13 protein-coding genes are annotated in these 17,843 nt (G+C 72.4%); 4 read left to right on the forward strand and 9 right to left on the reverse strand.

Annotation, left to right across the window (positions count from 1 at the left end):
- Positions 1–48 precede the first annotated feature (48 nt).
- Entirely contained in the window at positions 49–804 is a 756-nt protein-coding gene (locus tag DRB89_RS31630) for a class I SAM-dependent methyltransferase (protein ID WP_112451657.1), read from the forward strand.
- A 3-nt stretch (positions 805–807) separates the two neighbouring features.
- Here the strand turns inward: DRB89_RS31630 and DRB89_RS31635 are convergent, their stop codons facing one another.
- The 5 genes from DRB89_RS31635 to DRB89_RS31655 are packed head-to-tail and all read right to left on the reverse strand — an operon-like array spanning position 808 to position 6,407.
- On the reverse strand, positions 808–2,280 hold the full coding sequence (locus DRB89_RS31635) for an ATP-binding cassette domain-containing protein (protein WP_112451658.1): 1,473 nt from the start codon (positions 2,278–2,280) through the stop codon (positions 808–810).
- Positions 2,277–3,086, reverse strand: a complete 810-nt coding sequence (locus tag DRB89_RS31640) for an ABC transporter permease subunit (protein ID WP_112451659.1) — start codon at positions 3,084–3,086, stop codon at positions 2,277–2,279. Before DRB89_RS31640 ends, DRB89_RS31635 begins: the two co-directional genes overlap by 4 nt.
- A complete protein-coding gene (locus tag DRB89_RS31645) occupies positions 3,083–4,030 on the reverse strand; it encodes an ABC transporter permease (RefSeq protein ID WP_112451660.1) in 948 nt (315 codons plus the stop codon). The genes DRB89_RS31640 and DRB89_RS31645 overlap by 4 nt, the downstream gene beginning before the upstream one ends.
- A complete protein-coding gene (locus tag DRB89_RS31650) occupies positions 4,027–5,598 on the reverse strand; it encodes an ABC transporter substrate-binding protein (RefSeq protein ID WP_112451661.1) in 1,572 nt (523 codons plus the stop codon). Before DRB89_RS31650 ends, DRB89_RS31645 begins: the two co-directional genes overlap by 4 nt.
- Positions 5,595–6,407 (reverse strand): class I SAM-dependent methyltransferase, encoded by an 813-nt coding sequence (locus DRB89_RS31655; RefSeq protein WP_112451662.1) that lies wholly within the window; start codon positions 6,405–6,407, stop codon positions 5,595–5,597. The genes DRB89_RS31650 and DRB89_RS31655 overlap by 4 nt, the downstream gene beginning before the upstream one ends.
- A 191-nt stretch (positions 6,408–6,598) precedes the next feature.
- On the opposite strand from DRB89_RS31655, the gene DRB89_RS31660 reads away from it, so the two are divergent.
- Entirely contained in the window at positions 6,599–8,656 is a 2,058-nt protein-coding gene (locus tag DRB89_RS31660; RefSeq protein WP_343234849.1) for a molybdopterin dinucleotide binding domain-containing protein, read from the forward strand.
- A gap of 120 nt (positions 8,657–8,776) precedes the next feature.
- On the opposite strand, the gene DRB89_RS31665 is transcribed toward DRB89_RS31660, so the two are convergent.
- Positions 8,777–10,318: a hypothetical protein gene (locus DRB89_RS31665; protein WP_112451887.1), complete on the reverse strand. Its 1,542-nt coding sequence runs from the start codon at positions 10,316–10,318 to the stop codon at positions 8,777–8,779.
- Between the two features lie 109 nt (positions 10,319–10,427).
- Here DRB89_RS31665 and DRB89_RS31670 point away from each other — a divergent pair, with 109 nt between their 5' ends.
- Together DRB89_RS31670 and DRB89_RS31675 are read left to right on the forward strand one after the other, a co-directional pair.
- Positions 10,428–11,621, forward strand: coding sequence for a HAMP domain-containing sensor histidine kinase (locus tag DRB89_RS31670; RefSeq protein ID WP_112451886.1), 1,194 nt, complete (start codon positions 10,428–10,430; stop codon positions 11,619–11,621).
- A complete protein-coding gene (locus DRB89_RS31675; protein ID WP_112463510.1) occupies positions 11,618–12,289 on the forward strand; it encodes a response regulator transcription factor in 672 nt (223 codons plus the stop codon). Before DRB89_RS31670 ends, DRB89_RS31675 begins: the two co-directional genes overlap by 4 nt.
- Before the next feature lie 145 nt (positions 12,290–12,434).
- On the opposite strand, the gene DRB89_RS31680 is transcribed toward DRB89_RS31675, so the two are convergent.
- From DRB89_RS31680 to DRB89_RS31690, 3 genes are all read right to left on the reverse strand, one after another.
- Positions 12,435–13,256, reverse strand: a complete 822-nt coding sequence (locus DRB89_RS31680; RefSeq protein WP_162688808.1) for a hypothetical protein — start codon at positions 13,254–13,256, stop codon at positions 12,435–12,437.
- An 80-nt stretch (positions 13,257–13,336) separates the two neighbouring features.
- A complete protein-coding gene (locus tag DRB89_RS31685; protein WP_112451883.1) occupies positions 13,337–14,170 on the reverse strand; it encodes an SDR family oxidoreductase in 834 nt (277 codons plus the stop codon).
- Between the two features lie 219 nt (positions 14,171–14,389).
- Complete coding sequence (locus tag DRB89_RS31690; protein WP_239516423.1) at positions 14,390–17,287, reverse strand: collagenase; 2,898 nt, start codon at positions 17,285–17,287, stop codon at positions 14,390–14,392.
- Positions 17,288–17,843: the final 556 nt, after the last annotated feature.

The raw sequence follows: 17,843 nt of genomic DNA on the forward strand, positions 1-17,843 counted from the left end.
TTTTCATGAGCAGACTGTGGTCACGGTGACGGAGGCGATTCGATCGCTATGAGCATGAGTACGGTGGCGGCCGCGCGCTGGGTGGAGCGCTGGGAATGCCAGCAGCAGCGCTACGCGGTCGACCGCGAAGAGAGGTTCACCGTCATCGCGGACGTGGTCGAACGCGTCACGCTCGGCCGGCCCGCCCCGCTGGTGGTCGACCTGGGCAGCGGGCCGGGATCTCTGGCCGCGCGGCTGGCCAGTCGGCTGCCCACCGCGGATGTTCTGGCCGTCGATGCCGACCCGCTGCTGCTGGAACTGGGCAGGGCGCACTACGGCACGGCCCTGCGGTACGTCGAGGCGTTGATCGGTGCGCCGGGATGGCTCGACGCGCTCGCCCTGGACCGCCCGGTCGACGCGGCCGTCTCCACCACGGCCCTCCACTATCTGGGTGAGCCCAGCTTGCGGAACGTCTACCGGGACCTCGCCGAACGGCTGCGGCCCGGCGGGGTGCTCGTCAACGGCGACCACATCAGCCCGGATTCCGCGAGGATCCGCGATCTCGCTCTCGACATCGGCCGCCGACACTCCGAACGGTGCCTGGCCTTCACCCACGAGGACTGGCAGTCCTGGTGGTCCGGGGCCGCCGCCGATCCCGAATTCGCGCCCTTCCTCGCAGGGCGGGGCGAGCGCCGCCATCCGCCCTGCGAGGGCAATGACCTTCCTCTGTCCGGCCATGTCGAGCTGCTGCGCGAGGCGGGGTTCGGACACGTCGGAACCGTCTGGCAATTCGGCAACAGCCATGTGCTGGTCGCCGTGCGCTGATCCTCACCGCGCTGCGGCCTGTAGGAGGGCTCTGGTGAACGAGTGCTGTGGTGCGTCGATCAGGCGGGGGGCCGGCCCTTCCTCGACGATGCGGCCCGCGTCCAGGACCGCGATCCGGTCGGCCAGGCAGGCCGCGGCCGCGAGGTCGTGGGTGATGAACACCAGGGTGAGTTCCGTGCGTTCGCGGAGTCGGGCGAGTACGTCGAGGATGGCGTGCCGCGTGACAGGGTCGAGACCGGAGGTGATCTCGTCGCAGATGAGGACCTGCGGCTCCGCCAGCAGAGCCCGGGCGAGTGCGGCCCGCTGGAGTTCACCGCCCGAGAGCCCGCCGGGGCGGCGCTCGGCGAGACTCGCGGTCAGGCCCAGTTCCTCAAGGGTCGCCGCGGCCGCCCGGCGGGCGTCGTGCCGATCCGCCCCCCGCAGGCGCACCGCGCTGCGGGCGACCTGGTCTAGGACGGGCCGGTGTTCGTCGAAGGCGGCCTTCGCGTCCTGGAACACGTACTGCACGGCGGCCAGTTCGGCGCGGGTGCGCGATCGCAGGCTGCGCGGCAGCGGGGTCCCGTCGAGCAGGACCGTACCGTCGTACGCGGAGTGCAGGCCGGCCAGGCAGCGTCCCAGGGTGGTCTTGCCACTGCCGGAGCGGCCGACGAGCGCCAGGCACTCCCCCACCGCCACCGAGACCCCGATGTCGCTCAGTACGTCGATGGTGCCCCGGGCTGCGCGGTGTTTCGCGGTCAGGTCTTGTGCCTCAAGACGTACGGGCCCGCGCGGGCGGGCTGTTCGCGCTGCGCGGGGCGCCTCCTGCGGGAGGTCGGTGAGCACCGACGAGGTCGGCCCTCGGTCCACGACGCGGCCTTCCCGCATGACCACGACCTCGTCCGCCAGCTCTCGTACCACGTCGAGGTCGTGGCTGAGCAGGACGACGGCGATGCCCTGGCGCGCCACCGCCGCCAGTTCCGCGACGATGCCCTGTTTGGTGAGGACGTCCTGTCCGGTGGTGGGTTCGTCGGCGACGATGACGCGGGCACCCAGCAGCAGCGCCTGCGCCAGGACGACCCGCTGCTGCTGGCCGCCGGAGAGCTGGTGGGGGAAGCGGCGCAGTACGGCCGCGGGGTCCGGGATCTGCGCGAGGCACAGGGCCTTCTCGACGCGCCCGCGGATCTCGCCACGGTCGCCTCCCCGGCGGGCGGCGATGTCCCGTAGCAGTGCTCCCACGCGGCGGGCGGGATTGAGGACGGCCGCGGGGTGCTGGGGTACGTATCCCACCGCGCCCCCCGCCGTAGTGATCGTCCCTTCGACCGTGGCGCCCTGCGGGTATTCACCGAGCAGGGCAAGACCCGTGGTGGTCTTGCCGCTGCCGGACGGGCCGATGACGGCCGTGACCTTGCCGGCGTGGGCCTCAAGGCTCACGCCGTCGACGATCACCCGCCCGCCGATCTCCACCCTAAGGCCCTGCACCTCTGCGACCAGGCTCATGGCTTCGTTCCCTTCGTGTGGTCCGGTCGGTGCAGGGCGGCGTCGAACAGCAGGTTGGTGCCCATGGACAGGGCGGCGATGAGGAGGGCGGGCACCACTACGGCCCAGGGCTGGAGGAAGAGGCCGGTGCGGTTGCGGTCGACCATCACCGCCCAGTCGGCGGCGTCCGGCTGCACGCCGACGCCGAGGAAGGCTGCCGTGGCCACCAAGTACAGGGCGCCGGTCAGCCGGATCCCGGCATCGGCGGCGAGGGTGCGGCGCATGGCGCGCGCCACATAGCCCATCGCAGTGCGCCACCAGGACTCGCCCTGCACCCGCAGCGCTTCGACGGCGGGCCGGGAGGACACCTCCACGGCCGCCGCGTGGACGACACGTGCCGCGTCGGGTGCGGCGGCTAGCCCGACCAGGGCGGTCAGCCCGACGGGACCGGGGGTGAGCGTCGCCGCGACGAGCAGCACCAGGAGCAGCGAGGGGACTGCGATCACCACGTCCAGGGGCCGCATCAGTACGTCCTCCAGCCAGGTACGGCGGGTAAGGGCGGCGGCGAGACCCAGAGGAATGGCGACGAGGTAGGCGAGCGCGGTCGCGGCGAGGGCCACCAGTACGACGGACCGGCCGCCGAACAGCACCTGCCGCCAGACATCGCGGCCGGTGAAGTCGGTGCCGAGCCAATGACCTTGGCCAGTGGCGAAGGAGACGGAACGCGGACCGGCAGGACCGGCCACCAGCGGCCCCAGCAGGGCGAGCAGCAGCGGTACGGCGACCAGCCCGAGGGCGAGCGCGTACCTCGGCAGGGTGTGCTTCATGCCGCCACCTCCGAGCGGGGGGCGAAGCGGCGCGCGACCAGGTCGGCCGCGAGGTTGACCAGGACGGTGACGACTCCGAAGACGACGGCCATGCCCTGGACGACGGGGACGTCGCGGGCGGCGACGGCCTCGATGAGTACGGTGCCCAGGCCCGGGACGACGAAGAGGGCCTCCACGACGATGACGCCGCTCAGCAGCCAGTCGCAGGTGCGGGCCAGTTGCTGGGTGGCGGGGGCGAGGGCGTTGGGCAGGGCGTGCGTCCAGCGGATGCGTGAAGGGGATACTCCGTAGCGGCGCGCCTGGGCAACGTACGGCGACGCCATCGCGTCGATCATCCCGGCGCGCACCAGGCGGCTGATGGTGCACACCGGCCGGGACAGCAGGACGATCACCGGCAGCACGAGTACGGCAGGCTCGGAGAAGACGTCCGCGCCCACGGCGGTGGGTGGCAGCCAGCCGAGCCACAGCCCGAACACGGTCGCCAGCAGCACCCCGAAGGCGAATTCGGGTACGGCGTGCACGCCGAGGGTCAACGCGCTGACGCTCCGGTCCAGCAGGCCGCCCTCACGGCGGGCCGCCAGGACCCCGAGCCCGACGGAGAGCGGGACGAGCAGCGCGAGGGTGGCGGCGGCGAGGACGAGGGTGGGGCCGAGACCCGTGGCCAGGTAGCCGGTGACGGGCCGGCCGGTGACCAGGGAGGTGCCGAGGTCGCCGTGCAGCATGCCGGTGACCCAGTCCAGGAGCCGTGCGGAGGTAGGCCGGTCCAGGCCCATGGCCTCGCGGATGCGGGCGATGCGCTCGGGGTCGGGCTGGTCCCCGGCGAGGGCCACGGCCGCGTCACCGGGCAGGGCCTCGGTGAGGACGAAGATGAACAGGACCACGGCCGCCGTCTGCCCCAGACCGAGGAGCAGACGGCGGCCGACCCATGACAGGTGGAGCGTCACGCGAGCCAGATCTTGTCGAAGCGGGCCCAGTCGAGGGTGTTGGCGGGGGCTTCCTTGGACACCCCGCGCACCTTGGGGGTCGTGGCGACGATCCAGTCGGCGAAGCCCCAGATCAGGAAGCCTCCCTCGTCGTAGAGCCGACGCTGCATCCGCTCGTACAGCGCCGCGCGCTGGGTGGCGTCGCGGGTGGACTGGGCCTGCTGGTACAGGTCGTCGAAGTCCTTCTGCTGCCACTTGGTGGCGTTGGTGGTGGAGCCGGTCAGCAGCCGCTGCGAGACGTGGGACTCGATGGGCATGGCGCCGGACCGGTAGGAGGCGAAGGTTCCGGAGTTGAGAATGTCCTTCCAGTACGTGTCCTTGTTGCCGACCTTGACCTCGACCGTGACCCCGGCCTTGGCCGCCTGCTCCTTGAAGATTCCGGCGGCCTCGATGAAGCCGGTGGCGGCGGGGGCGGTGTCGAGGGTGACTTTGAGGCCTTCGGCGCCGGCCTCCTTCAGCAGTGCGCGGGCCTTCTCCAGGTCCTGGGTGCGCTGCGGCAGGTTGCTCGCGTAGTACTGGTAGCCCTTGCCGAAGAGGTCGTTGCCGATCTCGCCCGCGCCGGAGAGTGCCCCGTCGACGAGCTCCTTGCGGTCGGCGATGAGGAAGAAGGCCTGGCGGACCCGCTTGTCGTCGAACGGCGCCCGGTCGGTCTTCATCACGAAGCCCTGCATGCCGCTGCCGGGCAGGCGGACGACGTCGATCTTGCCCCCCTTGCCCTCGTGGGCGCGGGCGGTGGCCGGGTTGAGTTCGTGGGCGTACTCGACCTGGCCGCCGAGCAGGGCGCTCACACGCGCCGACTCCTCCGTCGCGACGACGAACTCCAGCTCGTCGAGGTGCGGCGCGCCCTCCCAGTAGGCGTCGTTGCGCTTGACCACGAGAGAGCTGCCGGGCTTGAAGGAGACGAAGCTGAACGGACCGGATCCGATGGGCTTGTCGAAGGTGGCGGCGTCCTTGGGGACGATGTACGCGCCGAAAGCCGCGAGCACGTTGGGGAACTCTGCGTACGGGCGCTTGAGCTTGAACTCGACGGTGGTCGCGTCCACGGCCCGGCTCGCGGCGAGGTCGATGGGCTCCAGCGAGGCCTTGGCCCGGAAGGTGCCCTTGGGATCGGCGATCCTGCCGTAGCTGTAGAGGACGTCCTCGGCGGTGACCGGCTTGCCGTCGTGGAAGGCGGCCTTGCGCAGGGTGATCCGCCAGGTGTCGAGGGCCTCGTTCGGCTCCCAGCGCTCGGCGAGCCGCGGGACGGGGGCGAGGTCGGCGCCGAAGTCGGCGAGCTTGTCGAAGAGGGCCTTGGCGCGGGCGGCGTCGACGAACAGGTTGGCCGCGTGCGGGTCGAGGGTCTCGTTGGCCCCGCCGCCGGCAAAGGCGGCGCGCAGCCGGCCGCCGGGCTTGGGGGTGCCGGCCTCGGCGTTCTTGGCGTCCGGCTCGGTGGATCCACCGCTGCCGCATCCGGCGGTGAGGGCCAGCACGGTGGCACTGCCGGCGATGATGAAAGTTCTTCGGGCGAGGCGGCTGGACTGGTCGTTCACGAGGTGCTGTCTCCGTTGCTGTGATGGGGCTTGAGCCGGGCTACGAGGTGGAGGCGGTCGGAACTCGCGGTCCGATGGGGGGCCTCTCCTTCGCGCCAGGGCGGTTCGGTGCGGGGTCCGGGGCCGTCGTAGAGGTCGAGGACCTCGAACCCGGCCGTGGTGAGGAAGTACCGGAGCTCCTGGGGGAAGAGCAGGCGCCAGGCGGAGTGCTGCTCCGCCGGGGGCGAGTCGTCGTCCGTGGTCCAGGTCCGGCGGCGGCGCAGCAGCTGCGCCGCGTGGTCGACGTACAGCGTGGTGTGGGAGGTGTACGTGACGCCCCGCCACGCGGCGGTCGCGGTGCGGGGCCCGTCCAGCAGTTCGGTGGTGCCGAGGAAGAAGGCCCCGTTGCGCATCTCGGCGACGAGCAGTCCACCGGGGGTGAGGTGGGCGCGGCAGCGGGCGAGGAAGGCGGTGAGGTCGTCGTTGGTGTGGCAGTAGAGCAGGGCGCTGTCCAGGCAGACGACGGCGTCGAAGGTGGCCGCGAGGTCGAAGTCGCGCATGTCGGCGCGGTGGTAGGCAGGGCCGGGGTGACGGCTGCGGGCGTGCGCCAGCATCGACTCCGAGGTGTCGATGCCGGTGACCTGGCGGCCGGCCCGGTGGTGGAGCCAGGCGGCGTCGCGGCCGGTGCCGCAGCCGACGTCGAGGACGCGCTGGCCTGCGTCGTACCGTGCCAGCACGCTCTCGGCCCAGCGGGCCGCGAGGTGTTCCGGGTCGGGGAAGCGCTCTTCGTACAGCTCGGGATGGTCGGTCAGAAGGTTGCCAGTGGTCATCGGGTCTCGCTTCGGGGGCAGGCGTCGGCACGTGGGGGTGGTCTCTTATACACCTTTGACGCCCGTACCACCCCGCCGCACCCTTCTCCCTCGTCGACCCCGTCCAGCGGGCCAAGGCCCTCGGCCTGGACAAGTATCCGCTCGGTCCCCCCGCCTCCGGCTACATCAACGCCGGCGACCTGTGCACCGCCATCGAGACCGGCAGCCCCTACCCGGTGCGCGCCCTGATCGGCTTCGGCTCCAACCTGGTCGTCGCCCAGCCCGGCTCCGACCGCACCGCGGCCGCCCTGCGCCGGCTGGACTTCCAGGTCCACCTCGACCTCTTCCACACCCCCACCAGCGCGAGCGCCGACATCGTCCTGCCCGTCAACAGCGCCTACGAGCACGAGGCCCTGCGCTTCGGCTTCGAGATCAGCCACCGCGCCCAGGAACACGTCCAGCTGCGGCCCCGGATGATCGAACCCCAGGGCGACTCCCGCTCCGACACCGAGATCGTCTTCGACCTGGCCTGCCGGCTCGGCCTGGGCGCGCAGTTCTTCGACGGCGACGTGGAAGCCGCCTGGAACTGGCAGTTGGCACCGCTCGGCCTGACCGTCGCCGGCCTGCGCGAGCAGCAGGGCGGCGTACGGGCCCCGCGCGAGCTCGCGTACCGCAAGTACGCCGAGCCGACCGGCGGGGACGGCGCCGTACGGGGCTTCGGCACGCCCACCGGACGCGTCGAGCTCTACTCCGAACGACTCCTGGAGCACGGCTATCCGCCGGTCCCCGAACACGTCGCCCCGGCGCCCGTGGACGAGGCCTTCCCCCTGGTGCTGACCTGCGCCAAGCACGGCTACTTCGTCCACAGCCAGCAGCGCTCCCTCACCTCGCTGCGCCGCCGCGCCCCCGACCCGTCCGTCGACATCCATCCCCGGGCCGCCGCGGCCCGCGGCATCACCGAGGGCCAGTGGACCGAGCTGTCCACGCGGATCGGCTCCATCCGCCTGCGCGCCCGCTTCGACGATTCCCTCCACCCCTCGGTGGTCGTCGGCGAGTACGGCTGGTGGCAGGAGGCCCAAGACCTCGCCCTCCCCGGCTCCGACCCCACCAGCCCCGCCGGCCACAACTTCAACCGGCTCATCGACCACACCAGCACCGACCCGCTCAGCGGCTCCGTACCGCTGCGCGCGGCGGTCTGCGAGATCCGTCCCCTCCCCGCCGACGGAACCTGGACCGGCACCCGCCCCTTCACCGTCACGGAACTGGCCGACGTCAGCCCCGGCGTACGCGCCCTGCGCCTGGAGCCCGCCGACGGCGGCCCCCTGCCCGACCACCGGCCCGGCCAGCACCTGACCGTCCGGACCGAGGACCCGGGCGGCGCCCCCGCCGACCCGGCCGGCGCGCGCAGCTACTCGCTGACCGGCCCCGCCATCGAGCCGGGACGCACCGCCTACCACCTCGCCGTCCGGCACATCCCCGACGGCGCCTTCTCCGGACACGTCCACCGCACGCTGAAGACCGGCGACCGGCTGCACCTCGCCAACCCGCGCGGCGTCTTCGTCATCCCCACCCACACCGACCACCCGGTCGTCCTCCTCGCCGGAGGCATCGGCATCACCCCCTTCCTCAGCTACCTGGAAACCCTCGCGGCCACCGGCGGCACCGTCCCCGAAGTCGTCCTGCACCACGGCAACCGCAACTCCGCGGACCACCCCTTCCGCGAGCGGATCCGAGCCCTGCGCGCCCGCATCCCCCAGCTCACGGTCATCGACCACTACGCCGACCCCCTGCCCCACGAGGTGCCGGGCACCGACCACGACCGCACCGGCTCCATCACCCCCGACGACGTGGACCCCGGGCTCGTGGCCCGGCGCGCCCGCTTCTACATGTGCGGCCCCGACCCCATGCTCGACGCCCTCGGCAAGGGGCTGAAGGAGCGCGGCGTACCCCGCTTCGAGGTCTTCAGGGAACAGTTCCGGCCCACCCGGCGCGACGTGGAGGTTCCCGACGACGCCTCCTTCACCGTCACCTTCGCCCGTACCGGACGCTCCACCACCTGGAAGAAGGGCGACGGGGCCCTCTTGGCCCTCGGCGAGGCCGCCGGGGTGAAGATGTCCTCGGGCTGCCGCGTCGGCCAGTGCGAGAGCTGCGCGTGCACCGTCCTGAAGGGCAGCGCCGCACACCTCGTCACCCCTTCCGACGACCTGCCCGACGGCGACGTCCTCACCTGCCAGTCCATCCCCACGACGGACCTCGTCATCGACGCCTGAACCGTTCCGCGGGCCTGCCCGGCCCGGTCGCACGGCCGCGGCGGACCGGAACACGGACCGCACCGCACCGCCGTCCCATGGCGCGGCGCGGGAGCCCGTGGGCCCCCGCGCCGGCTTCGGTCACCTCCAGTCGGCCGGCTGGACGGCCCTCTCGTCCGGCTCGCCGCACCTCGGCCGCCGCCGGAGGGCGAGGGCGAGCACGGCCGCCGCGCACGCGCACAGCACGCCGAACCCGGCCCACCACGGAAGCGGGAAGTATCCGGCGGACGGCGCGTAGTGGCCGACGACCTGGGGATACGCGACCCGGGTCTGCTGGACGGCGAAGCCGGCCGCCGGCGTGACCCGCAGCAGCCACTGGGACACGCCGTCCGGCAGCAGCGGGAAGGCGGTCACGGCGTAGGGGACCGCGATGACCGTGACGGCGACGGCCGCCGCGAGCCAGGCCCGCCGGAGCAGGGCGCCCAGCGCCACCGCGAGCACGCCGGTCAGGGCGAGCGCGGCGGCCGTGCCGGCCACGACGCGCACCGCGGTGAGCGGGGACACATCGAGGACCGAGACCCCGTTCCCGCTCAGGACGGCCGCGCCGACCGGGATCACGACGGCCATGGCGAGGAGGCCGGTCACGAACGTGAGGACTCCGAAGACGACCGCCCTCGCCGCGGCCTCCGCACGGTTCGCGGGCGCACCCGGCCCGGGTTCGCGCCGGGACCCGGCGGCGCCGAACCGTGCGGCGGCCACGAGCACGACGAGCAGGGCGAAGGGAAGTCCGGCGAGGAGGCGCTCCACGGAGACCGCGCCGCCCGTGTCGCCGACCGGCCCGATGTCGCCGGAGCCGCTGACGGCGATCGTCCCGCCCTCCTCCACCGCCCCGGAGGGGTTGTGGAGCTTTTCCCAGTCGGTCTTGTTCATCTCGCCGACGGCGTCCTTGCTCCAGCCCCCGCCGGCTGCCGCGCCGTCGAGGGAGATGTTGTCGAAGCGGCCCGTGGCCTGGGCGAAGCGCACCTGCTCGGTGGCGCCGCCGAGGCCCACGGGCCGCAGCGTCAGGTCACCGGGCGAGGCGGCGAACAGGCCGACCTGCACGGTCGCGGGCAGGCCCGGCAGCAGCGCCTCGCCGACCTTCGTCCACCGCCCGCCGTCGGCGGACTCGTAGCCGGTGACGGTGGAGCCCGACCGGGTCAGCCGGAGCCAGCGCGGGGACTGGGCGGAGGCCCCGCCCGCGCTGCCCGCGATGTCGTGGCGGTAGTCGTACTGCATCCGCACACCATGGCTTCCGGTGAGCATCAGCGCCGCGTAGGAGGAGCCCTGGCGGACACCGTCCTTGACGATGATCCCCGCCTTCGCCCAGGGCGTCAGGCCCGGGACGAGCTGGTCGTGGTGCGGTGGCGGGTAGGTGATTGTGCCCGTCATGGACGCCATCCGGACCGTGATGCTGCCGTTCTCGCCCAGGTCGCGGTGGACGAAGTAGAACTGGTCGCTGACCGGGGCGCCGTCCGGCCCGGTGGGGTCGGTCGGGCAGACGCCCTGGCAGGACGCGTGGTTGCCGAACGCGTAGACCAGACCGAAGACGAGGACCAGCAGGGCCGCCGTGATCAGCGCGGCCAGCCGGCCCGGACGGCGCAGCAGGCGCCACTCCCACAGGAGGGATTCTCTGTTGGTGAGCATGTTCCTGTTCTACGGACGGGCCCGTAACGCGGTCCGAACGGCCGCTGTCATACCGCTGTTAGGCGCGGTGGGGCATCCTGGGTGCGGCCGGACCCGAGGGGGAAAAGGCATGATCAAGCTGCGGAACGCGACCGTCGGACGGCGCTTCACGATCCTGTACGCCGGCGTCTTCCTGCTGTCCGGCGCCGTGCTGCTCGGCCTGACCTTCCTGCTGTCCGGCAGCGACGTCACCCAGGCCGCCCCCGGACAGCCGTTGCCCGGCGGCGGGACCGGACCGGTCACCGCGCAGCACGTCCTCGCACTGGAACGGGAGTTGGCGCAGGTGCACGGACGGCAGTCGCGCCAACTGCTCTACGGATCGTTCATCGCGATGGCGGTGATGGCGGCCGTCTCGCTCCTGCTCGGCCGGGTCCTCGCCGGACGCGTCCTGCGCCCGTTGCGGCTGATCACCGCGGCGACGCGGCGGATCTCCGCGGAGAACCTGCACCAGAGGCTGGACGTGGCCGGACCCGCCGACGAGGTCAAGGAGCTGGCCGACACGGTCGATGGCCTCCTGATCCGCCTGGAGGCCTCCTTCGCCGCGCAGCGCCGGTTCGTGGCCAACGCCTCGCACGAACTGCGCACGCCCCTGGCGACGATGCGAGCCTCGCTCGACGTGGCCGTCGCCAAACCGGAGCCCGCGCCGCAGACCGTGCTGCTCGCCGACCGGGTGCGTACCGAACTCGATCGGGTGGACCGCCTGTTGGACGGATTCCTGGTGCTGGCCCGGGCGCAGCACGCGGTCCTGCCCGACCCGGAACCCGTATCGCTCGGCGCGCTGGTGGGGGAGGCGCTGAGCGCCCGGGCGGCCGACATCGCGGCGAAGGGCCTGACCGTCGAGGAGGGCGTGCGGCCGGAGGCGTGGACGCGGGGCAGCCCGGCGCTGCTGTCCCGGCTGGTGCAGAACCTGGTCGACAACGCCATCGTGCACAACCGGGAGGGCGGCTGGATCCGGATCGCCACCGAGGACGAGGACGAGGGCGGGGGCGGGGGTGCGGATGCCCGCCTCGTCGTCGAGACCGGCGGCAGCCTCCTCGACCAGGAGCAAGTGGACCGGCTGACGCAGCCGTTCGAGCGGCTCGGCACCGACCGGACCGGCTCGCGGGACAGCTCCGGTCTGGGACTGTCGATCGTCGCCGCGATCGTCGCCGCGCACGGCGGCAGCCTCGACCTCAGGGCCAGGCCGCAGGGCGGCCTGGCGGTGACCGCCGCGCTGCCGCCGGCGGCCGGTGCCCCGGGCGGCCGCGCGGGGGTGGCGTCGTGAGGATCCTCGTCGTCGAGGACGCCAGGACCCTCGCGGAGGTCGTCGCCGAGGGACTGCGCGACCAGGGGATGGCCGTCGACATCGCCTACGACGGGCTGGCCGCCGCCGCCAAGCTGGACGCCAACGCGTACGACGTGGTGCTCCTCGACCGGGACCTGCCCGGCATCCACGGCGACGCGCTCTGCCAGATGATCACCGAGCGGGACGACCGCGCGATGGTCCTGATGCTGACCGCGGCCGGATCGCCCGGCGACCGCGTCAGCGGTCTCACGCTCGGCGCCGACGACTACCTGGCCAAGCCCTTCCACTTCCCGGAACTGATCCTGCGCATCCGCTCGCTGGCCCGCCGCCGGCCGGCCGCGAAGGCCCGTACGCTGCGTGGCGCCGGCCTCGAACTCGACCCGGCACGCCGGACCGTCCTGCGGGACGGCAGCCGACTGGAGCTCTCCGTAAAGGAGTTCGCCGTCCTGGAGGCGCTGCTGCGGGCCTGCCCGGGCTTCCTGAGCGCCGAGGACCTGCTGGAGCAGGTGTGGGACGAGAACGCCGACCCGTTCACCAACACGGTGGCCGTCACCGTGGGCCGGCTGCGCCGCAAGCTGGGCAGCCCGCCCGTCATCACGACGACGCCCGGGGTGGGTTACCGCATCGCCGAGCCTCCCGGGGGCTGACCGGGCCCCGCCGGCCCCGCCGCCCCGGCGCACCACGTGACGACGGCGACGACACCGTACATGTGGGCGATGGCGCCGGGCTCCTCCGTCTCACTCCACGCCACCGCGCTCGCGGTCGCGGGTACGTGCTCCGGCCGTGCGGGTCCTAGTCCCACCATCGCTCCATGAGATCGACGACTCCCGCATCGAGGTGGAAGGGGCGCCGGCCGCGGTCGCCGTCGGGTCCGAAGGCGATGTTCCTGCCCAGCGCCACGTCACGGCCGCCGAGGAGGCGCAGCTTGTCCGGTGCGCTGACGTACTCGTTCTCGACCTGGTAGCCGATCTCGGCCCATCGGCCCTCGACCGCGTTGCGCAGGGTCACCAGGTCGAGGAGCTCCGGACCGTCGGTGATGCCGGACCGCAGCGCCTCGGCGAGGGTGTCGGTGAACTCGTCGCCGGCGGGGACCAGGGCGTCGCCGGCCGGGAAGTACAGGGTCGGCTCCTTTCCGACCAGGGACAACGCGCCCGGCATGCCGCTTCCCCCGGGTTCCGGGCCGAGGGTGAAGAAGCCCGAAGCCGTATCGAGGTCCTCGCAGTCGAGCAGGACGACCCGGCGGGCCGCCGGGCTCCGCCGCACGAGGTCGGCGGCCGCGCGCAGCGGGGCGGCGCCGCCGAGGGCGAACCCCTTGTGGCGCGGACCGGAGCCGACGTAGTGGAACAGCAGGACGTCCTCGGCCTCCCCGGCGGCGCGGCGGACCGCGTCGAGCACCTCGGCGGGACGGCGCCACGAAGTGATCACGGTGACGTTCCCGGGTCGGAACGCCGGGCCGGCGGCGGGGGAGACCAGCGCCCGCGCCAGCTGCGCGGCCCGCGCCGCGGACTGCCTCTCGGGCACCACGACGGCATCGTCGTCGCAGGCGACCAGCACGGCGCGGGACCGTTCGAGGTCGGGCAGGAGCGCGGGACGCTCCCGTGGGGCATCTGCCATCCCGCCATTGTGGGCCCGCGGCGGCGGGCCAGGTAGGCCGCCTCCGCCACCTGGCGTCGAGGAGGCCCGCCGGCCCGCCGTCAGGCCGGGGGCGGGCCCTGCGCGAGGATCCGAGCCGCGGCGTACTCCTCGCGCGCGGCCTGGTCCACGACGTCCAGATAGCCGTAGGCGTCGTCGCCGACCGGGATCCGCAGGGGCGTCGGCGCGTCGGCGGCGACGATGTCGAGGACCCGGGCCGCGAAGTCCTCGGGGCGGCCGGTCTCGGGGTTTTCGGCGAGGCCGCGGGCGCCTTCCAGCATCTCGCGGTTGGTCCCGTCGTAGGCGGGGATCCGATGGCTCGCCTCGAGCATGGCGGTCCCGTAGCGCGTGGCGAACATGCCCGGTTCGAGCACGGTGACGCGGATGCCGTGCGGAGCGGCCTCGGCGGCCAGGGCCTGGCTCATGCCTTCGAGGGCGTGCTTCCCGGCGATGTAGGCGGACAGTCCGGGGAAGGCCATCCGGCCGGCCACCGACGAGACGTTGACGATGTGGCCGTGTCCCTGGGCCCGCATCAGCGGCAGGACGAGGCGGGTGAGCCGCCAGGGGCCCACGAGCACGGTCTCGAGCTGGTCGCGGAGCTCGGCGTCCGAGACCTCCTCGACCGCGCCGAACAGTCCGATGCCGGCGTTGTTGACGAGGATGTCGATTCCGCCGAGCCGGTCGACCGCGGTGCGCACGGCCTCCTCGCAGGAGGCGGCGTCCCGCAGTTCGAGCGGGACCGGGGTGATGCGGCCGGGCCAGGCGGCGGCCAGGTCCTCCAGGTCGGCGGTCTTGCGGGCGGTGACCGCCAGCTCGTCCCCGGCCCGGGCCGCGGCGGTGGCCAGGGCGTGCCCGAGCCCGGAGGAACATCCAGTGACCAGCCAGCGTCTTCCCATGCTTCCCCCGCGGTGAACGTGTCGCTCCGGATCTCGTGCCGCCCGGCCGGGGGCGGCAGTTCATGGTCGTGGGGCCCGCGGTCCGCGGTCATCCCTCGTGCGGGGGCGTGCGGAGGCGCGGGGGCGCACGGCCCGAGCGCACGGTACGGACGCGCGGTACGGACGCGCGCGTCGGCCCCACCCCTCGCGGGAGGGGTGGGGCCGCCGGCTTGCCCGGGGTCAGAACCGGGTCGAGACGGTGACGTCTCCGAAGTCCTTGACCGCGTGCAGGCTGATGTACACGTAGCCGGCCGCGGGGTTCTTGACGGTGAGGGTCTCGGTGTTGCCGGTGTGCTTGGACCGGGCGGTGTGGTTGCCGGTCGTGGCCCAGTCGGTGGGGCTGTAGTAGAGGTCGGCGTTGCCGGTGCCGCCCGAGACGGTGATCTTGAGGGAGGTCGTGCCGGCCGGGACGTTCACGTAGAAGTAGCGGTAGTTCCCCTTGGTCGTGGAGACGCTGGAGCGGTGGCAGTTCTCACCGAGCACCCGGATGTCGGAGTCCGCGCACTCCGTCGGGGCCGGCTGGAGCCGGGTCGAGACGGTGACGTTGGCGAAGTTCTTGACGGCGTACAGGCTGATGTAGACGTAGCCGGCCGCCGGGTTGTCGATGGTGAGGGTCTCGGTGTTGCCGCTCTGCCTGGAGCGGGCGGTGTAGTTGCCCGTCGTGGCCCAGCTGGTGGGGCTGTAGTAGAGGTCGGCGTTGCCGGTGCCGCCCGAGACGGTGATCTTGAGGGACGTGGTCCCGGCGGGGACGTTCAGGTAGAAGTAGCTGTAGTTCCCCTTGGTGGCCGCGACCTTGGAGCGGTGGCAGTTGTCACCGAGCACCCGGACGTCGGCGTCGGCGCATTCGGCGGGCCCGGACGTTCCCACGGTGAGCGGCTTGCTGGTGCTCCCGGTGGCGCCCTTGTTGTCGGTGACGGTGAGCCGGACGGTGTACGTGCCGGCCGTGGTGTAGGTCTTCGCCGGGTTGGCGGCGGTGGAGCTCGTGCCGTCACCGAAGTCCCAGGCGCGGGAGGCGATGGTGCCGTCCGCGTCGGTGGAGGCGTCGGTGAGGTTGACGGCCAGGCCGTTCACCGTGGCGGTGAACCCGGCCACCGGAGCCTGGTTGACGGGCGGGACGGTGGTGTCGTCGCAGTCGCCGGCGGCGCACCTGGCCAGCCAGGCCGCGAAGTCCGCGTCGTAGCGGGTGCCGATCGTCGAGGTGAGCAGGGTGCGGGCGGCCGCCCAGTTGCCGGCGCGGTAGTGGCCGAGCAGCGTGGCCACGTCCTGCGGGTGCGACTGGATCAGGTAGCGGACCGCGAGGTAGCCCCATTGGTAGACGCGGGTGGAGTCGGAGTTGTCGTAGGTGGTGTCGAACAGCGTGCTGAGCTTGTAGGTGTTGTTGCCGGCCTCGGTGACGGCCCGGTCGTAGGTGATGCCGCGGTACGAGTACGAGATGTACTCCGCGAAGCCCTCGACCCACATCACGGTCGGGGTCGTCATGCCCTCGTCGAAGTCGCCGAACATGTTGAAGCGGCCGTCGAGGTAGTGGGTGTACTCGTGGTTGAGGTTCCAGATCTGGAACTCCGGCCGCACCCACTCCGCCTCGTAGGCGATGAAGCGCGGCTGGTTCCCGGCGGCGGCCGGGTTGCCCTCCAGGTACATGCCGCCGTTGTCGGTGCGGATCCCGAAGATGATCCCGGCGTAGGTCTGGTAGTCGGCGCTGGAGTCGAACGCCACCACCTCGAGGCTGGTGTTGTTGTCGTTCGCGACCGGGCCGCCGTCCTTGACCACGTTGTGGAAGAAGGCGTCCTGGTTGGCCAGGCTGGAGCAGCTGGCGGACAGTTCGGCGCTGGTCATCTGCTGCGCGACGATCCGCAGGGTCGGGCCGCAGGTGTGGTTCACGGTCAGCACGGCGGCGCGCACTCGGCTCGGCAGGTCGCAGGTGTTGTAGTAGGTGCAGTTGGACGCGTCGTACGAGGTGGTCATCTCGGCCAGCGGCACCCAGAGGGCGGCGGTCCGGCCGGTGATGGCGCCGCGGTCGAGCAGCTGCTTGACGAGCGGGCGGACGGTCGCCTGGAGCGCCGAGTGCTGGAGGAACCGGCCCAGTTCACGGCCGGCGTTGGCCGTCAGGTAGGCCTTTGAGGTGCCCAGCAGGTCGTCGTGGGCCACGGCGAAGTCGCGCAGCACGGTGAGGACGGAAGGATCTGCCTGGACGGCGGGCAGGAACTCCGGGGTCTGGTGGCCGCGGAAGAGGATGGTGTAGGCGTTGTTGACCGCGGCGACCATCGACCAGGAGCTGTCGTAGGAGGAGTTGTAGCCGGTCAGCAGGCGCTTGACGACGCCGAGGTAACGGGCGTTCTCCTGGGCGCTGTCGACCAGGATGACCGCCTCGGACAGCGTCGCGCCGTTGGCCTCCGACACGTCCCGCGAGCGCGGCGCGGCGAAGAAGGTGTCCAGGGCGCCCTGGATCGAGCTCTTCAGGGCCGGGCCGTAGGTGCCGACGGTGGACTCGTTGTACCACTGCACGAAATAGCCGGCGCGCAGGTAGAGCACGAGCTGTCCGGTGGAAGCGCTGTTGTCGCCGGGGTAGTTGGCGGCGCCTGAGCGCACGGCGTCGGCCACCGAGACCATCTGCGCCTCGCGGAAGGCGGCCTTCGCGTCGGCTCCCTTGAGCTGGAACAGCGTGTTCACGCAGCCCAGCTCGGAGGACTTGATCTGCTGGACCAGCGCGGCGCCGGTCTTCGAGGTGAAGTCCGCGACGTTGCAGGCCGCGGCGAGAGCGCGGGCGCCGGGTGCCGACTTCGCGTCGGTTCTGCGCTGTTCGCTCCGCACCGGGTCCTCGGCGGCCCGGAGCGGAGCGCGCTCGGACAGGGCCGTGTCCGGCCGTGCGGCGTGCTCGGCCCGCAGCGCGGCGGCCGCGGCCGTCTCGGTCGAGGGCTGCGGGGCGGCGCCCGACTTCCAGGCCGTCGCCGGGGCGGAGGGATTCACCTCGCGCGCGAAGGCCTGGCCGGCGGGGGCGAGCAGGGTCAGGCCCAGACAGCAGGCCAAGGCGGCTATGAGGGGCCGGAAACGGCCCTTGGTCGTGGGGGAGCTTCGCATGGGGGGTGGGCCTCCGAGCCGGTTCGCGGCCGTGCTGGGTACACGGCGAAAGGGGAGTGCGCACCGTGCGTTCAACGGGAGTTGGCGGGGAGTCCAACCCTGTCGTGTACACGGCCATGAACTGTGCGATGTAACATGGCACACATCACATGGCTCTGAAAAGAGTCCGGTTGCACTTCTCGGGATCCGGGCCGGCGGTGGATCCGTGTGCGGCGATCAGGCCGCCCCGTTTGCCCCGGCTCATCCCGATCGACGCTGGAACCGGCCCCCGGCGCAGCCGAGTTCGCCCGAGGGAAAGCCGAGCGGCCCGCCGGATTCCCCGGCGGGCCGCTCGGCTTTCCCTCGGGCGAACTCGCCTGCGCCGGGGGCCGGGTCCAGCGTCGACCGTGCTGATCCGTGGCAAACGGTGCGGCCTGATCGCCGCATACGGATCCACCGCCGGCCCGGACCACCAGACCTGCAACCGGACTCTTCTCAGACCACTGTGATGGTGTCCATGTTACATTTGCACCTTATTCACCTCCTCGACGAGTTTTCTGCCTGTCTCGTGGGCTCG

Origin of the sequence: Streptomyces sp. ICC4, assembly GCF_003287915.1 — a bacterium.
Lineage (GTDB): Bacteria > Actinomycetota > Actinomycetes > Streptomycetales > Streptomycetaceae > Streptomyces > Streptomyces tritrimontium.

What these genes read in the sequence shown, in the direction of transcription:
- DRB89_RS31630 (WP_112451657.1), top strand. Translation starts at nt 49, where the DNA reads ATGAGCATGAGTACGGTGGCGGCCGCGCGCTGGGTGGAGCGCTGGGAA.
- DRB89_RS31635 (WP_112451658.1), bottom strand. Translation starts at nt 2,280, where the DNA reads ATGAGCCTGGTCGCAGAGGTGCAGGGCCTTAGGGTGGAGATCGGCGGG.
- DRB89_RS31640 (WP_112451659.1), bottom strand. Translation starts at nt 3,086, where the DNA reads ATGAAGCACACCCTGCCGAGGTACGCGCTCGCCCTCGGGCTGGTCGCC.
- DRB89_RS31655 (WP_112451662.1), bottom strand. Translation starts at nt 6,407, where the DNA reads ATGACCACTGGCAACCTTCTGACCGACCATCCCGAGCTGTACGAAGAG.
- DRB89_RS31665 (WP_112451887.1), bottom strand. Translation starts at nt 10,318, where the DNA reads ATGCTCACCAACAGAGAATCCCTCCTGTGGGAGTGGCGCCTGCTGCGC.
- DRB89_RS31670 (WP_112451886.1), top strand. Translation starts at nt 10,428, where the DNA reads ATGATCAAGCTGCGGAACGCGACCGTCGGACGGCGCTTCACGATCCTG.
- DRB89_RS31680 (WP_162688808.1), bottom strand. Translation starts at nt 13,256, where the DNA reads ATGGCAGATGCCCCACGGGAGCGTCCCGCGCTCCTGCCCGACCTCGAA.
- DRB89_RS31685 (WP_112451883.1), bottom strand. Translation starts at nt 14,170, where the DNA reads ATGGGAAGACGCTGGCTGGTCACTGGATGTTCCTCCGGGCTCGGGCAC.
- DRB89_RS31690 (WP_239516423.1), bottom strand. Translation starts at nt 17,287, where the DNA reads ATGCGAAGCTCCCCCACGACCAAGGGCCGTTTCCGGCCCCTCATAGCC.